The sequence below is a fragment of the Streptomyces sp. NRRL S-37 genome (genome assembly GCF_000721605.1).
Classification (GTDB): domain Bacteria; phylum Actinomycetota; class Actinomycetes; order Streptomycetales; family Streptomycetaceae; genus Streptomyces.
This window is the reverse complement of sequence record NZ_JOIZ01000012.1, coordinates 119323-135429: the sequence shown is the minus strand read 5'-3', so window position 1 is coordinate 135429 and position 16107 is coordinate 119323. Positions and strand designations below refer to the sequence as shown.

Annotated in this window: 15 protein-coding genes; 8 read left to right on the top strand and 7 right to left on the bottom strand. The window is 72.3% G+C overall.

Annotation, left to right across the window (positions count from 1 at the left end):
• Positions 1-21: 21 nt before the first annotated feature.
• The 6 genes from IH50_RS0118945 (at position 22) to IH50_RS42655 (ending at position 8013) form a co-directional block, all read left to right on the top strand.
• Entirely contained in the window at positions 22-2454 is a 2433-nt protein-coding gene (locus IH50_RS0118945; protein ID WP_030863266.1) for a bifunctional SulP family inorganic anion transporter/carbonic anhydrase, read from the top strand.
• Positions 2455-2651: 197 nt separating this feature from the next.
• Entirely contained in the window at positions 2652-4607 is a 1956-nt protein-coding gene (gene acs, locus IH50_RS0118940; RefSeq protein WP_030863263.1) for an acetate--CoA ligase, read from the top strand.
• A gap of 168 nt (positions 4608-4775) precedes the next feature.
• Positions 4776-6218, top strand: a complete 1443-nt coding sequence (gene nhaA / locus IH50_RS0118935) for a Na+/H+ antiporter NhaA (protein WP_030863261.1) — start codon at positions 4776-4778, stop codon at positions 6216-6218.
• Positions 6219-6289: 71 nt separating this feature from the next.
• On the top strand, positions 6290-6778 hold the full coding sequence (locus IH50_RS0118930) for a phage holin family protein (RefSeq protein WP_030863259.1): 489 nt from the start codon (positions 6290-6292) through the stop codon (positions 6776-6778).
• Complete coding sequence (locus tag IH50_RS0118925; RefSeq protein WP_030863255.1) at positions 6775-7725, top strand: alpha/beta fold hydrolase; 951 nt, start codon at positions 6775-6777, stop codon at positions 7723-7725. The genes IH50_RS0118930 and IH50_RS0118925 overlap by 4 nt, the downstream gene beginning before the upstream one ends.
• Before the next feature lie 105 nt (positions 7726-7830).
• Positions 7831-8013: a hypothetical protein gene (locus IH50_RS42655; RefSeq protein WP_078914022.1), complete on the top strand. Its 183-nt coding sequence runs from the start codon at positions 7831-7833 to the stop codon at positions 8011-8013.
• A 15-nt stretch (positions 8014-8028) separates the two neighbouring features.
• Here IH50_RS42655 and IH50_RS0118920 read toward each other — a convergent pair whose 3' ends face one another.
• The 3 genes from IH50_RS0118920 to nth form a co-directional block, all read right to left on the bottom strand.
• Positions 8029-9228, bottom strand: a complete 1200-nt coding sequence (locus tag IH50_RS0118920) for a MarP family serine protease (RefSeq protein WP_030863252.1) — start codon at positions 9226-9228, stop codon at positions 8029-8031.
• Between the two features lie 45 nt (positions 9229-9273).
• Positions 9274-9969: an NUDIX hydrolase gene (locus IH50_RS0118915; protein ID WP_030863249.1), complete on the bottom strand. Its 696-nt coding sequence runs from the start codon at positions 9967-9969 to the stop codon at positions 9274-9276.
• An 88-nt stretch (positions 9970-10057) separates the two neighbouring features.
• Positions 10058-11098, bottom strand: a complete 1041-nt coding sequence (gene nth / locus IH50_RS0118910) for an endonuclease III (RefSeq protein ID WP_420709075.1) — start codon at positions 11096-11098, stop codon at positions 10058-10060.
• 413 nt (positions 11099-11511) lie between these two features.
• Between nth and IH50_RS0118905 the strand changes: the two genes are divergently transcribed.
• Positions 11512-12186 (top strand): Crp/Fnr family transcriptional regulator, encoded by a 675-nt coding sequence (locus IH50_RS0118905; protein ID WP_030863242.1) that lies wholly within the window; start codon positions 11512-11514, stop codon positions 12184-12186.
• Between the two features lie 63 nt (positions 12187-12249).
• Here IH50_RS0118905 and IH50_RS0118900 read toward each other — a convergent pair whose 3' ends face one another.
• The 4 genes from IH50_RS0118900 to IH50_RS41000 form a co-directional block, all read right to left on the bottom strand.
• The gene (locus IH50_RS0118900) at positions 12250-13080 is read right to left on the bottom strand and encodes an MBL fold metallo-hydrolase (RefSeq protein WP_030863239.1); all 831 of its coding nucleotides are present in this window, start codon (positions 13078-13080) and stop codon (positions 12250-12252) included.
• Entirely contained in the window at positions 13077-13958 is an 882-nt protein-coding gene (locus tag IH50_RS0118895; RefSeq protein ID WP_030863236.1) for an NUDIX hydrolase, read from the bottom strand. The genes IH50_RS0118900 and IH50_RS0118895 overlap by 4 nt, the downstream gene beginning before the upstream one ends.
• Before the next feature lie 295 nt (positions 13959-14253).
• Complete coding sequence (locus tag IH50_RS0118890) at positions 14254-14721, bottom strand: RidA family protein (RefSeq protein WP_030863234.1); 468 nt, start codon at positions 14719-14721, stop codon at positions 14254-14256.
• Positions 14718-14879 (bottom strand): DUF4177 domain-containing protein, encoded by a 162-nt coding sequence (locus tag IH50_RS41000; protein ID WP_003975360.1) that lies wholly within the window; start codon positions 14877-14879, stop codon positions 14718-14720. The genes IH50_RS0118890 and IH50_RS41000 overlap by 4 nt, the downstream gene beginning before the upstream one ends.
• Positions 14880-15006: 127 nt before the next feature.
• On the opposite strand from IH50_RS41000, the gene IH50_RS0118880 reads away from it, so the two are divergent.
• On the top strand, positions 15007-15984 hold the full coding sequence (locus IH50_RS0118880; RefSeq protein WP_030863231.1) for an ArsA family ATPase: 978 nt from the start codon (positions 15007-15009) through the stop codon (positions 15982-15984).
• Positions 15985-16107 lie beyond the last annotated feature (123 nt).

Here is a 16107-nt window from a genome sequence, read left to right as displayed (position 1 = left end):
ATATACGGGAGAAGGGAAACCATGTCAGCCTGCGTTCCCGCCCGCGCCGCCGACTCGGATCGGACCGAGCGCGCCCACCCGCCCCACAGCCCGCCACCGACCGGCTCCCCGCGCCCGCGTGTCGCGGGAGCCGACCTGTCGGCCTCGGTCACGGTCTTCCTGATCGCCCTCCCGCTGTCCCTCGGCATCGCCCTCGCCACCGGCGCACCGCTCCAGGCCGGCCTGGTCGCCGCCGCCGTGGGCGGGATCGTCGCCGGGCGGATCGGCGGCTCCCCGCTCCAGGTGAGCGGTCCCGCCGCCGGACTCACCGTCGTCACCGCCGACCTCATCCAGCACTACGGCTGGCGGACGACCTGCGCCATCACCGTCCTCGCCGGAATCTCCCAGCTCGGCCTCGGCTGCCTGCGCGTGGCACGCGGCGCGCTCGCCGTGAGCCCCGCGATCGTGCACGGCATGCTCGCCGGCATCGGCGTCACCATCGCCGTCGCCCAGCTCCACATCGTCCTCGGCGGCACCCCGCAGAGCTCCGTCCCCGACAACCTCCTCGCCCTTCCCTCCCAGTTGGCGAACCTGCACCCCGCGGCCCTGTCGGTGAGCCTGCTGACCCTGGCCCTGCTGCTGCTCTGGCCCCGGCTCCCGGGCCGTCCCGGACGTGTTCTCCGCACGGTTCCGGCAGCGCTCGTCGCCGTCGCCGGAGCCACCGCGGTCGCCGCCGCGGCCGGCCTCGTCCTGCCCAAGGTGGACCTGCCGTCCTGGAGCAACCACGCCCTGGCCGGGCTCCCCGAGGGGCCCGTGCCCGGCCTCGCCACCGCCGTGCTCACCACGACGCTGGTGTGCAGCGTGCAGTCGCTGCTCGGCGCCGTGGCCGTGGACAAGCTGGTGTCCGGCCGCCCCGGCCCCGGCCAGGTCGGGCGCTCCGACCTGGACCGTGAACTGCTCGGTCAGGGCGCGGCCAACATCGTCTCCGGCTCGCTCGGCGGGCTCCCGGTGGCCGGAGTGGCGGTTCGCAGTTCCGCGAACGTCAAAGCGGGTGCCGTGAGCCGGAACTCCACGATGCTGCACGGCGTTCTCGTAGTGATCGCCGCGCTGCTGATGATCCCGCTCCTGGAGCTCATCCCGCTCGCCTCGCTCGCCGCCCTGGTGATGGCCGTCGGCATCCAGATGGTGTCCCTGCACCACATCCGCACGGTGACCCGCCACCGCGAAGTCCTGGTCTACGCCGTGACCACTCTCGGCGTCGTGTCCCTCGGTGTCCTGGAGGGCGTGGCACTGGGCATCGCCGTCGCCGTCGGCGTGGCCCTGCACCGGCTCACCCGCACCCGGATCACCCACGAGGAGGAGGAAGGAGTCCATCACGTACACGTACGAGGCCAGTTGACGTTCCTCGCGGTGCCACGGCTCAGCCGGGTCCTGCACCTCGTCCCCCAAGGGGCCGACGTGGTCGTGGCGTTGGACGGCTCCTTCATGGACCACGCGGCGTACGAGGCCCTGCAGGACTGGCAGAGCACACACACCGCGCGGGGCGGCACCGTCGAGATCACCGGCCGGCGCGCCGGGGTCCGGATCGCCGAACCCGCCGCCCTCGTCTCCGGGCACCCGCCCGACGGGGGTGAGGAGGCCGGCGCGTCCGACGCCGACTGCCGCTGCCGACCCTGGACGGCCTGGCGCAACCACCAGTGCGAACGCCCACGCCCCCTGCCGGACGACGGCCCACGGCCGGGCGGGACCGGCGGAACGGAGGGAGCAGACGGAGCCGCCACAGGAAAACCGGAGCCGGCTGGAACCGGCGGCCACGAACTGAGACGCGGCATCAGCGTGTTCCAGCGCAACACCGCTCCCCTGGTGCGCGGTGAGCTGGCCCGGCTGGCGCGCGAAGGACAGCGGCCCGGACAGCTTTTCCTGACCTGTGCCGACTCCCGGGTGGTCACCTCGATGATCACGGCCAGCGGTCCGGGGGACCTGTTCGTGGTGCGCAATGTCGGCAACCTCGTGCCGCCACCCGGCGCGGAGAGCGGCGACGACTCGGTGGCGGCCGCCATCGAGTACGCCGTGGAGGTGCTGGCGGTCCGGTCGATCACGGTGTGCGGACACTCGGGGTGCGGTGCCATGCAGGCACTGCTCGACACCGAGCCGGACGGCTCCCGCACCCCGCTGAGACGCTGGCTGCGGCACGGCCGGCCGAGCCTGCTGCGCATGGGGGACGGCAGCCTGCCCCCGTCACGGCTGGCCGGGCGGACCCCCACCGACGCGGTCGAGCAGCTCTGCCTGACGAACGTGGTGCAGCAACTGGAGCATCTGCGCGCCCATGAATCGGTGGCCCGGGCCATGAAGGACGGGGCCCTGGAACTGCACGGCATGTACTTCCACGTGGGTGAGGCCCAGGCGTACCTCCTCACCGAGCGGGACGAGGAGAAGGTGTTCGACCGGGTCCGGTCCGCGGACCTGGCGATGTGAGACGACCTGCCCGGGTGTGAGAGGCGTTACACACCTTGAACCGGCTTACGCCGGGCCCCGTGGGAAGAGGTGTCGCACACCACGCCACTCCACCCGACAGGTCTAAACCAATTTCCCGTCGGCCCTTGTCAGCGCACCCCCGGGTCTGATGAGCTGTGGCCTGGGACACAACGGACACCCTGGGAAAGGCAGATGCCGTGAGCAATGAAAGCCTGGCCAACCTTCTGAAGGAGGAGCGTCGCTTCACGCCCCCCGCCGACCTGGCCGCGAACGCCAACGTCACCGCGGAGGCGTATGAACAGGCCAAGGCTGACAGGCTCGGCTTCTGGGCCGAGCAGGCCCGCCGGCTGACCTGGACCACCGAGCCCACCGAGACCCTGGACTGGTCGAACCCGCCGTTCGCCAAGTGGTTCCAGGACGGCGAGCTCAACGTCGCCTACAACTGCGTGGACCGGCACGTGGAGGCCGGGCACGGCGACCGGGTCGCCATCCACTTCGAGGGCGAGCCGGGCGACAGCCGCGCCATCACCTACGCCCAGCTCAAGGACGAGGTCTCCAAGGCCGCCAACGCCCTGCTGGAGCTGGGCGTCCAGGCCGGCGACCGGGTCGCCGTCTACATGCCGATGATCCCGGAGACCGCGGTCGCGATGCTGGCCTGCGCCCGCATCGGCGCCGCGCACTCCGTCGTCTTCGGCGGCTTCTCGGCGGACGCGCTCGCCACCCGTATCCAGGACGCCGACGCGCGCGTCGTCATCACGGCCGACGGCGGCTACCGGCGCGGCAAGCCCTCCGCGCTCAAGCCGGCCGTGGACGAGGCGGTCGCCAAGGCCGGCAGCGTCGAGCACGTCCTCGTCGTCCGCCGCACCGGCCAGGACGTCGCCTTCACCGAGGGCCGGGACGTGTGGTGGCACGACCTGGTGGAGCGGCAGAGCGCCGAGCACACCCCCCAGGCGTTCGGGGCCGAGCACCCGCTGTTCATCCTCTACACCTCCGGCACGACGGGTAAGCCGAAGGGCATCCTGCACACCTCCGGCGGCTACCTGACCCAGACGGCGTACACGCACTGGGCCGTCTTCGACCTCAAGCCGGAGACCGACGTGTACTGGTGCACGGCCGACGTCGGCTGGGTCACCGGGCACTCCTACATCGTCTACGGCCCGCTCGCCAACGGCGCCACCCAGGTGATGTACGAGGGCACGCCGGACACCCCGCACCAGGGCCGCTTCTGGGAGATCGTGCAGAAGTACGGCGTGACGATCCTCTACACGGCGCCCACCGCGATCCGCACGTTCATGAAGTGGGGCGACGACATCCCCGCCAAGTTCGACCTCAGCAGCCTGCGGGTGCTGGGCTCGGTGGGCGAGCCGATCAACCCCGAGGCCTGGATCTGGTACCGCAAGAACATCGGCGCGGACCGCGCCCCGGTGGTGGACACCTGGTGGCAGACCGAGACCGGCGGCATCATGATCTCGCCGCTGCCGGGTGTGACCGACGCCAAGCCGGGCTCCGCCCAGACCCCGCTGCCCGGCATCGCCGCGACCGTCGTCGACGACGAGGCGAACGAGGTACCGAACGGCGGCGGTGGCTACCTGGTCCTCACCGAGCCGTGGCCGTCGATGCTGCGCACCATCTGGGGCGACGACCAGCGGTTCATCGACACGTACTGGTCGCGCTTCGAGGGCAAGTACTTCGCCGGTGACGGCGCCAAGAAGGACGACGACGGCGACATCTGGCTGCTCGGCCGGGTCGACGACGTCATGCTGGTGTCCGGGCACAACATCTCCACCACGGAGGTCGAGTCCGCGCTCGTCTCGCACCCGTCGGTCGCCGAGGCGGCCGTGGTCGGCGCGGCGGACGAGACGACCGGCCAGGCGATCGTCGCCTTCGTGATCCTGCGCGGCACGGCGGCGGAGAGCGAGGACCTCGCCGGTGAGCTGCGAGGTCACGTGGGCGCCACGCTCGGTCCGATCGCCAAGCCCAAGCGGATTCTGCCGGTGGCCGAGCTGCCGAAGACCCGCTCCGGCAAGATCATGCGCCGCCTGCTGCGGGACGTCGCGGAGAACCGCCAGCTCGGCGACGTCACCACGCTGACCGACAGCACGGTCATGGACCTCATCCAGGCCAAGCTCCCGGCGGCGCCCAGCGAGGACTGAGCGGTCAGGACGGCGGCACCCGGGGCAGGAGTGCCCCGGGTGCCGCCGGGCGCTCCTGATGCACCCCGGGAGCACGTTAGCTAAACTAAACAAAAAGCTGTCTCATGGGGCGCCGGGAAGTCTGGTCGGCACACGATTCGTGCTGCCCGCCGACCAGAGGAACTCCCCGTGACCGCGCCCCGCACCCCGAGCCCCGGCCCCCGTAAGGCCTTCGGCCGTCTCTCCCTGCCCGAGCGGTCGTACGTCGCGGACGCGCTGCGCACCGAGACGGTCGGCGGCGTCCTGCTCCTCCTCGCCGCCGTCGCCGCGCTGATCTGGGCGAACGTACCCGGCCTGCACAGCAGCTACGAGAGCGTCAGCCACTTCCACTTCGGCCCCGAGGCCCTCGGGCTGAACCTGTCCGTCGCGCACTGGGCCGCCGACGGACTGCTCGCGGTCTTCTTCTTCGTCGCGGGGATCGAACTCAAACGCGAACTCGTCGCCGGTGATCTGCGCGACCCCAAGGCCGCCGCGCTCCCCGTCGTCGCCGCCCTGTGCGGCATGGCCGTACCGGCGCTGGTCTACACGCTCACCAGCGGCGCGGGCGGCGGCTCCCTGGCCGGCTGGGCCGTGCCCACCGCCACCGACATCGCCTTCGCGCTCGCCGTGCTCGCCGTCATCGGCACCTCCCTGCCCAGCGCGCTGCGGGCCTTCCTGCTCACCCTCGCCGTCGTCGACGACCTGTTCGCCATCCTGATCATCGCGGTCTTCTTCACCGACGGCCTGAACTTCGCGGCGCTCGGCGGCGCCGTCGCCGGCCTGGCCGTCTTCTGGCTGCTGCTGCGCAAGGGCGTACGCGGCTGGTACGTGTACGTACCGCTCGCACTGGTCGTATGGGCGCTGATGTACAACAGCGGCATCCACGCCACCATCGCCGGTGTCGCCATGGGCCTGATGCTGCGCTGCCACCGCCACGAGGGCGAGGAGCACTCCCCCGGCGAGCACATCGAGCACCTCGTCCGGCCGCTCTCGGCAGGCCTCGCGGTGCCGCTGTTCGCCCTGTTCAGCGCAGGCGTGGCGATCTCCGGCGGCGCCCTCGCCGACGTGTTCACCCAGCCCGAGACGCTCGGCGTGGTGCTCGGACTCGTCGTCGGCAAGACGCTCGGCATCTTCGGCGGCACGTGGCTGACGGCACGCTTCACCAGGGCGTCGCTCAGCGACGACCTCGCCTGGGCGGACGTGTTCGCGGTGGCGACCCTCGCCGGGATCGGCTTCACCGTCTCACTGCTCATCGGGGAACTCGCCTTCGAGGACGACGCGGCGATGACCGACAGCGTCAAGGCGGCCGTCCTCACCGGCTCGCTGATCGCCACCGCCGTCGCGACCGTGCTGCTGAAGATACGGAACGCCAAGTACCGCAGGCTGACCGAGGAAGAGGAGCGCGACGAGGACCTCAGCGGCGTCCCGGACGTCTACGAACAGGACGACCCGGCGTACCACCTGCGCATGGCGGAGATCCACGAACGGAAGGCCGCCGAGCACCGGCGGCTCGCCCGGGAGAAGGCCGCCGAGCGGGACGCGCTTGCCGAAGTGAAGGGCGGGGCAGGCGAGGAGCACGACGGTCCGGCATGATCTGACGAGACGGTACAAAAGACTGAACCGTACGCGCGGACACACAGCGTACGCAGGAAAGGGAGACCGCGATGAGCGCACCCGACGGCAGCCCGGTCGGCGCCGAACGCAGCATCGGCCAGCTGTTCGCCTCGGCGACGGCCGACATGTCGGCGCTGGTGCACGACGAGATCGCGCTGGCGAAGGCGCAGCTCAAGCAGGACGTCAAGCGGGGCGCGACCAGCGGCGGCGCGTTCATGGCGGCCGGTGTGCTGCTCGTGTTCTCCCTGCCGATGCTGAACTTCGCGCTCGCCTACGGCATCCGCACCTGGAGCGGCTGGAACCTCGCGGTCTGCTTCCTGCTCTCCTTCGCGGCGAACGTGCTGATCGCGCTGTTCCTCGCGCTGATCGGCGTCGTCTTCGCGAAGAAGGCGAAGAAGGGCCGGGGCCCGCAGAAGGTCGCCGCCTCCATGAAGGAGACGGCGGGCGTGCTGCAGAAGGCCAAGCCGCACCCGCGCCCCGAACTGCCCGAGGACCGGGTCCCCCAGGCCATCGAGGCTGTGGCACGCTCGTCTTCATGACGGATCCCGCCACCCCTCCGGCGCAGCCCGCTTCGGTCGTACGCCTCGGCATCCCGGGAGGCACCGGACTGACGCACCGGGACGTCGCCGCCAACGGCGCCCGCTTCCACATCGCGGAGCTGGGCGACGGCCCCCTGGTGCTGCTGCTGCACGGCTTCCCGCAGTTCTGGTGGACCTGGCGGCACCAGCTGACGGCGCTCGCCGACGCCGGTTTCCGGGCCGTCGCCATGGACCTGCGGGGCGTCGGCGGCAGCGACCGCACACCGCGCGGCTACGACCCGGCCAACCTCGCGCTGGACATCACCGGGGTGATCCGCTCCCTCGGCGAGCCGGACGCCGCGCTGGTCGGGCACGACCTGGGCGGGTATCTGGCCTGGACGGCCGCGGCGATGCGCCCCAAGCTCGTACGGCGGCTCGCGGTCGCCTCCATGCCGCATCCGCGGCGCTGGCGCTCGGCGCTGGTCTCCGACGCCAGGCAGTCCGCCGCCCTGTCCCACATCTGGGGATTCCAGCGGCCATGGATCCCGGAGCGCCGGCTCACCGCGGACGACGGAGCGCTGGTGGCCGAGCTCATCCGGAACTGGTCCGGGCCGCACCCGCCCGACGAGGAGACGCTGGAGAACTACCGGCGGGCGATGTGCATCCCGTCCACGGCGCACTGCTCGATCGAACCGTACCGCTGGATGGTCCGCTCCCTGGCCCGCCCGGACGGCATCCAGTTCAACCGCAGGATGAAGCGCCCGGTGCGGGTGCCGACGCTGCACCTGCACGGCTCGCTGGACCCGGTGGTCCGCACACGCAGTGCCGCGGGGTCCGGGGAGTACGTCGAAGCGCCGTACCGCTGGCGGCTGTTCGACGGACTGGGGCACTTCCCGCACGAGGAGGATCCGGTCACCTTCTCCACCGAACTGATCAATTGGCTGAAGGATCCCGAACCCGATCGGTGACCGGATCGAGCGTCTGTCTGACGGTCGGCCAATTGCCCGGCGCATAGGCCAATTGAGGGCGCGCGAGGCGGTTATCGACCTTGGGGCGGGGGCAGACGTCCGGGTATGGGCTGGACGCACGACTACAGTGACGCAAGCCGCGACCGCCGCACGGCGGGCGGTGTGGGTTCCCACCAGCGAGGCGGTGCACCACAGATGGCAGGTACGGACCTCAGGGTGGGAATCCCGCGCATCCTCCGCCGCAGGGCGCGTTGGGTCTCCGTCCGCCTGCGCCACCCTCGCGGCTGACCCCCCTCTCTCACCTCACAGCGCGCAACTGTCGCTGTCCACCTGCTGGTTCGCGGTGCGGCCCGCGGCGATGTCCTTCCGGATCTCGTCCACGGTGAGCGCGTAACCCGTCTCGGCGTCGTCGAGCGACTTCGCGAAGACCACGCCGTAGACCTCCCCCTCGGGGGTGAGCAGCGGGCCTCCGGAGTTGCCCTGACGGACCGTCGCGTACAGGGAGTACACGTCACGGCGGACCGTGCCGCGGTGGTAGATGTCGGCGCCGTTGGCCGTGATGCGGCCGCGCAGGCGCGCGGCGCGGACGTCGTACGCCCCGTTCTCGGGGAAGCCGGCGACGATCGCCCCGTCGCCGCTGCTCGCGTCCTTGCCGGCGAACCGCAGCGCGGGCGCCTTCAGATCGGGTACGTCGAGGACGGCGATGTCGCGCCTCCAGTCGTAGAGGACGACCGTCGCGTCATACTTCCTGCCCTCGCCGCCTATCTGCACGGTCGGCTCGTCGACGCCGCCCACGACATGCGCGTTGGTCATGACGCGGCGCTCGGCGAAGACGAAGCCGGTGCCCTCCAGGACCTTGCCGCAGCTCGCGGCGGTGCCCATCACCTTGACGATGGAGCGCTGCGCGCGCAGGGCGACGGGACTGCTCGCCAGGGCCGGGTCCGGGGGCTCTACGTCGGTGATCGGCTCGCTGGCGAAGGGGCTGAAGACCTGCGGGAAGCCGTTCTGCGCGAGGACGGAGGAGAAGTCGGCGAACCAGGTGTCGGCCTCGCCGGGCAGCGCCCGGGAGACCCCGAGCAGCACCTTGGAGCCGCGGACCTCCTTGCCGAGCGTCGGCAGCGTCGTACCGGCGAGGGCCGAGCCGATCAGCCAGGCGACCAGGAGCATCGCGACGACGTTGACCAGGGCGCCGCCCGTCGCGTCCAGCGCCCGGGCCGGGGACCAGGTGATGTAGCGGCGCAGTTTGTTGCCGAGGTGGGTGGTCAGGGCCTGGCCGACGGAGGCGCAGACTATGACGACGACGACCGCGACGACGGCGGCCGTCGTACTGACCTCGGAGTCGTCCGTCAGGGCGTCCCAGATGACGGGCAGCGTGTAGACGGCGGCGAGACCGCCGCCCAGGAAGCCGATCACCGACAGGATGCCGACGACGAAACCCTGGCGGTAGCCGACGACCGCGAACCACACGGCGGCGAGAAGCAACAGGATGTCCAGCACGTTCACCGCTTCACGCCTCGCCTCGTCCGACCCAGCACGGCGCCCACCCTGTCATGACCGCCAGTCCAGCGGGACCCGCCTGTCCCGGTCCCAGGGCCGCTCCCACCCCGCGAAGTGCAGCAACCGGTCGATGACCCCGGCGGTGAAGCCCCATACGAGAGCCGATTCGACCAGGAACGCCGGACCCTGGTAGCCGCTGGGGTGGACCGTGGTCGCACGGTTGTCCGGGTGGGTGAGATCCGCCACCGGGACGGTGAACACCCGCGCGGTCTCGTTCGGGTCGACGACCCCCACCGGGCTGGGGACGCGCCACCAGCCGAGCACGGGTGTGACGACGAAGCCGCTGACCGGGATGTAGAGCTTCGGCAGCACGCCGAAGAGCTGGACGCCGGCCGGGTCGAGCCCGGTCTCCTCCTCGGCCTCGCGCAGGGCGGCCCGCAGCGGGCCGTCGCCCTGCGGGTCGCCGTCCTCGGGGTCGAGGGCGCCGCCGGGGAAGGACGGCTGTCCGGCGTGCGAGCGCAGTGAGCCGGCGCGCTCCATGAGCAGCAGCTCCGGGCCGCGCTCGCCGTCGCCGAAGAGGATGAGGACGGCGGACTGGCGTCCCGTGCCGTTCTCCGGGGGCAGGAAGCGGCTCAGCTGGGTCGGCCTTACCGTCTCCGCCGCGTGGGCCACCGGGTCCAGCCAGGAGGGCAGCCCTTCCCTGCTGAGCGTCACCGGGCCGCCCTGGGCACCACTCGTCCGCGTCATCGCCACCCCCGTCGTCCGGCCGCGTCCCACGGGTCCAACGCCCGGCGGCCCCGAGATCGTTCCGCCGGCCGTCGCGTGCACGGCCCCGTCATCCGGCCCCCAGCGGCGGCGCCGGCCTGCCGCCGGCGTCCAGGTAGGCCTGCGGGGGCTTCAGCCGCTGGCCCGGGAGGCCGCCCTTCTCGTACTTCAGCAGCTTCTTCGCCTTCTCCGGGTCCGTCTCGCCCTCGCCGTACGCCGGGCAGAGCGGTGCGATGGGGCAGGCGCCGCAGGCGGGCTTGCGGGCGTGGCAGATGCGGCGGCCGTGCCAGATGACGTGGTGGGACAGGTCGGTCCAGTCGCTCTTGGGGAAGAGCGCGCCGACGGCCGCCTCGATCTTGTCGGGGTCGGTCGCCTCGGTCCAGCGCCAGCGGCGCACCAGGCGCTGGAAGTGGGTGTCCACGGTGATCCCCGGGCGGCCGAACGCGTTACCGAGCACCACGAAGGCGGTCTTGCGGCCGACTCCGGGCAGTCTGACCAGGTCCTCCAGCCGGCCGGGCACCTCACCGCCGAAGTCCTCCGCGAGCACCTTCGACAGGCCTATGACCGACTTGGTCTTGGCCCGGAAGAAGCCGGTGGGGCGCAGGATCTCCTCCACCTCCTCGGGGTCGGCGGCGGCCAGGTCCTCGGGGGTGGGGTACTTCGCGAAGAGGGCGGGGGTCGTCTGGTTGACGCGCAGGTCGGTGGTCTGGGCCGACAGCACGGTGGCGACGACGAGCTGGAAGGGGTTCTCGAAGTCCAGCTCCGGGTGGGCGTACGGGAACACCTCGGCGAGCTCGCGGTTGATCCGGCGCGCGCGGCGGACCAGCGCGGTGCGCGACTTCTTCCCGGTCGGCTTGACGACGGTCCTCGCCGGGGCGGCCTGCACGGCGGCGGTCGCCTTCCCGGGGGCGACGAGCGGCTTCTTCGCGGCGGGCGCCTTCTTGGCGACGGTCGCCTTCTTCGCCCCGGCCGTCTCCTTCGCCGCGGTCGCCTTCTTCGCCCCGGCCGTCTCCTTCGCCGCGGTCGCCTTCTTCGCCCCGGCCGTCTCCTTCGCCGCGGTCGCCTTCTTCGCCGCGGTCGCCTTCTTCGCCGTGGTCGCCTTCTTCGCCACCGTCTTCCTCACCGGCGCGTCCGTCTCCCCGGTCGCCTCGGCCGTCCCGCTCGCGCGGGTCGTCGGTTCCCTCTTCAACGGCGCCCTCTTTGTCGCTTTCGCCGTCTCCCTACCGCCATCGGAGCCCTGTTCGCCCACAGCGGAATCACGACGTACACCCACTCCCGCAGCTCCCTAGGCCTGTGCTCTCACCGGCGAATTGGACACCCGGCCAGCCTACGGCCCGGCACCGACATCCGCCCCGGACCCCGAAGATCGGCGTCCAATCGGACCCCTGCCGCTTACCCCGACCGGCCCGTACGGCATCCTTGTGACAGATCACACTGTTTGGACCGTCCGGCAAAATGGGAACCACGGTCCCCTGGTACGTGGGGGAACAAGCTCCCCTGAGCAGGTCGACAAGGAGAGAACTCGTGGACGACGTTCTGCGGCGGAATCCGCTCTTCGCGGCGCTCGACGACGAGCAGGCCGCCGAGCTTCGCGCCTCCATGAGTGAGGTGACCCTCGCACGGGGCGACTCCCTGTTCCACGAGGGCGACCCCGGCGACCGCCTGTACGTGGTCACCGAGGGCAAGGTCAAGCTGCACCGCACGTCCCCCGACGGCCGCGAGAACATGCTCGCGGTGGTCGGTCCGAGCGAGCTGATCGGTGAGCTGTCGCTGTTCGACCCCGGTCCGCGCACCGCGACCGCCACGGCGCTCACCGAGGTCAAGCTGCTCGCCCTGGGCCACGGCGACCTGACGCCCTGGCTGAGCGCCCGCCCCGAGGTGGCCACGGCACTGCTGCGGGCCGTCGCGCGCCGGCTGCGCAAGACCAACGACGCCATGTCGGACCTGGTCTTCTCGGACGTCCCGGGCCGTGTCGCGCGCGCCCTGCTGGACCTCTCCCGCCGCTTCGGCGTGCAGTCCGAGGAGGGCATCCACGTCGTGCACGACCTCACGCAGGAGGAGCTGGCCCAGCTGGTCGGTGCGTCCCGCGAGACGGTCAACAAGGCCCTGGCGGACTTCGCCCAGCGCGGCTGGCTCCGCCTGGAGGCCCGCGCGGTGATCCTCCTGGACGTCGAGCGCCTCGCGAAGCGCTCCCGCTGACTCCTGGACCCGACGGCGAGGCCCCGCTTCCCGTGGGAAGCGGGGCCTCGCCGTGTCCGCGGGCTAGATGATGCCGTGTTCCCGCAGGTACTCCAGCTGGGCGCGGACCGAGAGTTCCGCGGCCGGCCACAGGGAGCGGTCGACGTCGGCGTAGACGTGGGCGACGACCTCGGACGGGGTGCGGTGGCCGTCCTCGACGGCCGTCTCGACCTGGGCGAGGCGGTGGGCACGGTGGGCGAGGTAGAACTCGACGGCGCCCTGGGCGTCCTCCAGGACGGGCCCGTGGCCGGGCAGCACCGTGTGGACGCCGTCGCCGACCGTGAGCGACCTGAGCCGGCGCAGCGTGTCCAGGTAGTCGCCGAGACGGCCGTCGGGGTGGGCCACGACGGTCGTACCGCGCCCCAGGACGGTGTCACCCGTGAGGACCGCCCGGTCGGCCGGGAGGTGGAAGCACAGGGAGTCGGCCGTGTGACCGGGGGCCGGTACGACCCTCAGCTCCAGGCCCCCGACGGTGATGACGTCCCCGGCGGCCAGTCCCTCGTCGCCGAGTCGCAGCGCCGGGTCCAGTGCCCGCACCTTCGTGCCGGTCAGCCCGGCGAAGCGGGCGGCGCCCTCGGCGTGGTCGGGGTGACCGTGCGTCAGCAGGGTGAGGGCGACGCGCTTTCCGGCCTGCTCGGCGGTGTCGACGACGTGCCGCAGGTGCCCGTCGTCCAGCGGGCCGGGGTCGACCACGACGGCGAGGTCGGAGTCCGGTTCCGACAGGATCCAGGTGTTGGTGCCGTCCAGGGTCATCGGAGAGGGGTTGGGGGCCAGCACGTTGACGGCACGCGCGGTGGCGGGGCCGGAGAGGACGCCGCCCCGCGGCCGGCCCGGAAGGGTGCTCGCGTCCGTCATGCGGGGGCTCCCCCGGTCGGGATGTGCTTGGTGAACTCGTCGTGCCCCGGCCAGGAGAGCACGATCTCGCCCTCCACCAGGCGCGCGGTGGCCAGCACCGGCGTGAGGTCCCGCGCGGGCGCCGCGTCGAGCACCTCCACGGCCGTTCCGTACGCCGTGAGCCCGCGCAGTGTCGCGATGGTCGGGGGCATCATCAGCAGCTCGCCCCGGTCGTACCCCTCGGCCGCCGCGCGGGGTGTGATCCACACCGTGCGGTCGGCCTCCGTGGAGGCGTTGCGGGTGCGCTGGCCCTCGGGGAGCGCGGCGACGAAGAACCAGGTGTCGTAGCGGCGGGGCTCGAACTCGGGGGTGATCCAGCGCGTCCACGCGCCGAGCAGGTCCGAGCGCAGGACCAGTCCGCGGCGGTCCAGGAACTCCGCGAAGGACGTCTCCCGCGCGACGAGTGCGGCACGGTCCGCCTCCCAGTCGTCGCCGGTCGTGTCACCGACCACGGTGTCGGGTGCGGTCCCGGCGAGCAGGACGCCGGCCTCCTCGTACGTCTCCCGCACGGCCGCGCAGACGATCGCCTGGGCCCCCGCTTCGTCGACACCGAGCCGGTCCGCCCACCACGCGCGCGTGGGGCCCGCCCAGCGGACGTGCCGGTCGTCGTCCCGCGGGTCGACGCCACCGCCGGGATAGGCGTACGCGCCGCCCGCGAACGCCATGGACGTACGCCGGCGCAGCATGTGCACGGCGGGCCCGTCACCGGTGTCCTTGAGCAGCATGACGGTGGCCGCGCGCCTCGGCACGACCGGCGTGAGGCCGCCGTCCGCCAGCGCGCGGATCCGCTCCGGCCACTCGGGCGGGTACCACTCCCCGCCGGCCTGCGCATTCACCATGGCCGGAGGCTATCCCGTGACGGGCGGATGTTCGAGTGCCCATGAGTGACGGCGGGGCCACCGAGTGGCGTACGGACACGGGGCGGGCATCGCGCGGAAGCGGTACGGACACGGGGCGGGCGCCGCACGGAGGGCGTCCGGCGTCGGCCGCCGCGGTGAGGCGGCGGCACCGGCATCTCCCGCGCGGTGCGCCTCGACGGCCGGTACGGCCCTGCCGGAGCCGGGGGCGCGGGAAGGAGCCCCCCGTCGTCCGCTCCCGGCAGCCGGCCGGGGGCCACGCCTCCATGAGCGGGGGCTACGCCTCCGTGAGTTCCACCTGGATCTCGACCTCCACCGGAGCGTCCAGGGGCAGAACCGCGACGCCCACCGCGCTGCGGGCGTGGACGCCCTTGTCGCCGAGGACCTCGCCGAGCAGCTCGCTCGCGCCGTTGAGGACGGCCGGCTGACCGGTGAAGTCCGCGGCGGAGGCCACGAAGCCCACGACCTTCACCACACGCGCCACCCGGTCCAGGTCCCCGGCGACGGACTTGACCGCGGCGAGGGCGTTCAGCGCGCAGGTGCGCGCCAGCTCCTTCGCCTCCTCCGGGGTGACCTCCGCGCCGACCTTCCCGGTCAGCGGAAGCTTGCCCTCCACCATGGGCAGCTGGCCGGCGGTGAAGACGTACCGCCCCGACCGCACGGCCGGCTGGTACGCGGCCAGCGGCGGGACGACCTCCGGCAGGCTCAGGCCCAGATCGGCCAGTTTCGCCTCGACGGCGCTCACGCCTGCTTCTCGCGCTTCAGGTAGGCCACCAGCTGCTCGGGGTTGTTCGGCCCGGGCACGACCTGGACGAGCTCCCAGCCGTCCTCGCCCCAGGTGTCCAGAATCTGCTTCGTCGCGTGGACGAGCAGCGGCACAGTCGCGTATTCCCACTTGGTCATGCGGCCGACTCTAGCCGCCGCCCGCGCGGGACGCGGCCCCCGTCCCGCCCCCTCGCGCGGGGCGCGACGTCCGGGAACCGCCACCCGGAGCCGCCGGGGCGCGGGGGAAGCCTTTAGGCTCGAAGACGTGAGCAGGCTCCAGGTCGTCAGTGGCAAGGGCGGAACCGGCAAGACCACGGTGGCCGCGGCCCTCGCGCTGGCCCTGGCCACGGAGGGGAAGCGGACGCTCCTCGTCGAGGTCGAGGGCCGCCAGGGAATCGCGCAACTCTTCGAAACGGAGGCGCTGCCCTACGAGGAACGGAAGATCGCCGTGGCTCCGGGAGGCGGCGAGGTGTACGCCCTCGCCATCGACGCCGAACTGGCCCTTCTGGACTACCTCCAGATGTTCTACAAGCTCGGCGGCGCCGGCCGGGCCCTCAAGAAGCTCGGCGCGATCGACTTCGCCACCACCATCGCCCCCGGTGTGCGGGACGTCCTGCTCACCGGCAAGGCGTGCGAGGCGGTGCGCCGCAAGGACAAGCACGGGCGGTTCGTCTACGACCACGTCGTGATGGACGCCCCGCCGACCGGCCGCATCACCCGCTTCCTCAACGTCAACGACGAGGTCGCCGGACTCGCCAGGATCGGCCCGATACACAATCAGGCGCAGGCGGTCATGCGGGTGCTGAAATCGCCGGAGACGGCCGTGCACCTGGTGACGCTGCTGGAGGAGATGCCGGTCCAGGAGACCGCCGACGGCATCGCGGAACTGCGCGCCGCGCGGCTGCCGGTGGGGCGGGTCGTGGTGAACATGGTCCGGCCGGAGGTGCTGGACGGGGACGGGCTGGAACTCGTGACGGCGGTCCCTCGTTCCTCCATCGCGCGGGCACTGTCGTCCGCCGGCCTCGGTGGCGCGCGGCGCGGGGGACACGCCGAGCGGCTGGTGGACCCGCTGCTCGCGCAGGCGGAGGAGTACGCCGAGCGGTACGCGCTGGAGACCGAGCAGCGCGCCGTGCTGGCGGACCTCGACGTGCCGATGCACGAGCTCCCGCTGCTCGCGGAGGGCATGGACCTGGCCGGCCTGTACCGGCTGGCCAGGGAGCTGCGCGAGCAGGGCATGTCATGACCGGGCACCGCGCCCGGACGTCCCGGCCCCGCGCGGGCCGCCGTCACCACCGCCGTCACCACCGTCGTACCGGCCCCGCCACGCACCGTCACCACCACCGCGGCCACCACCGCGGCCACCGCC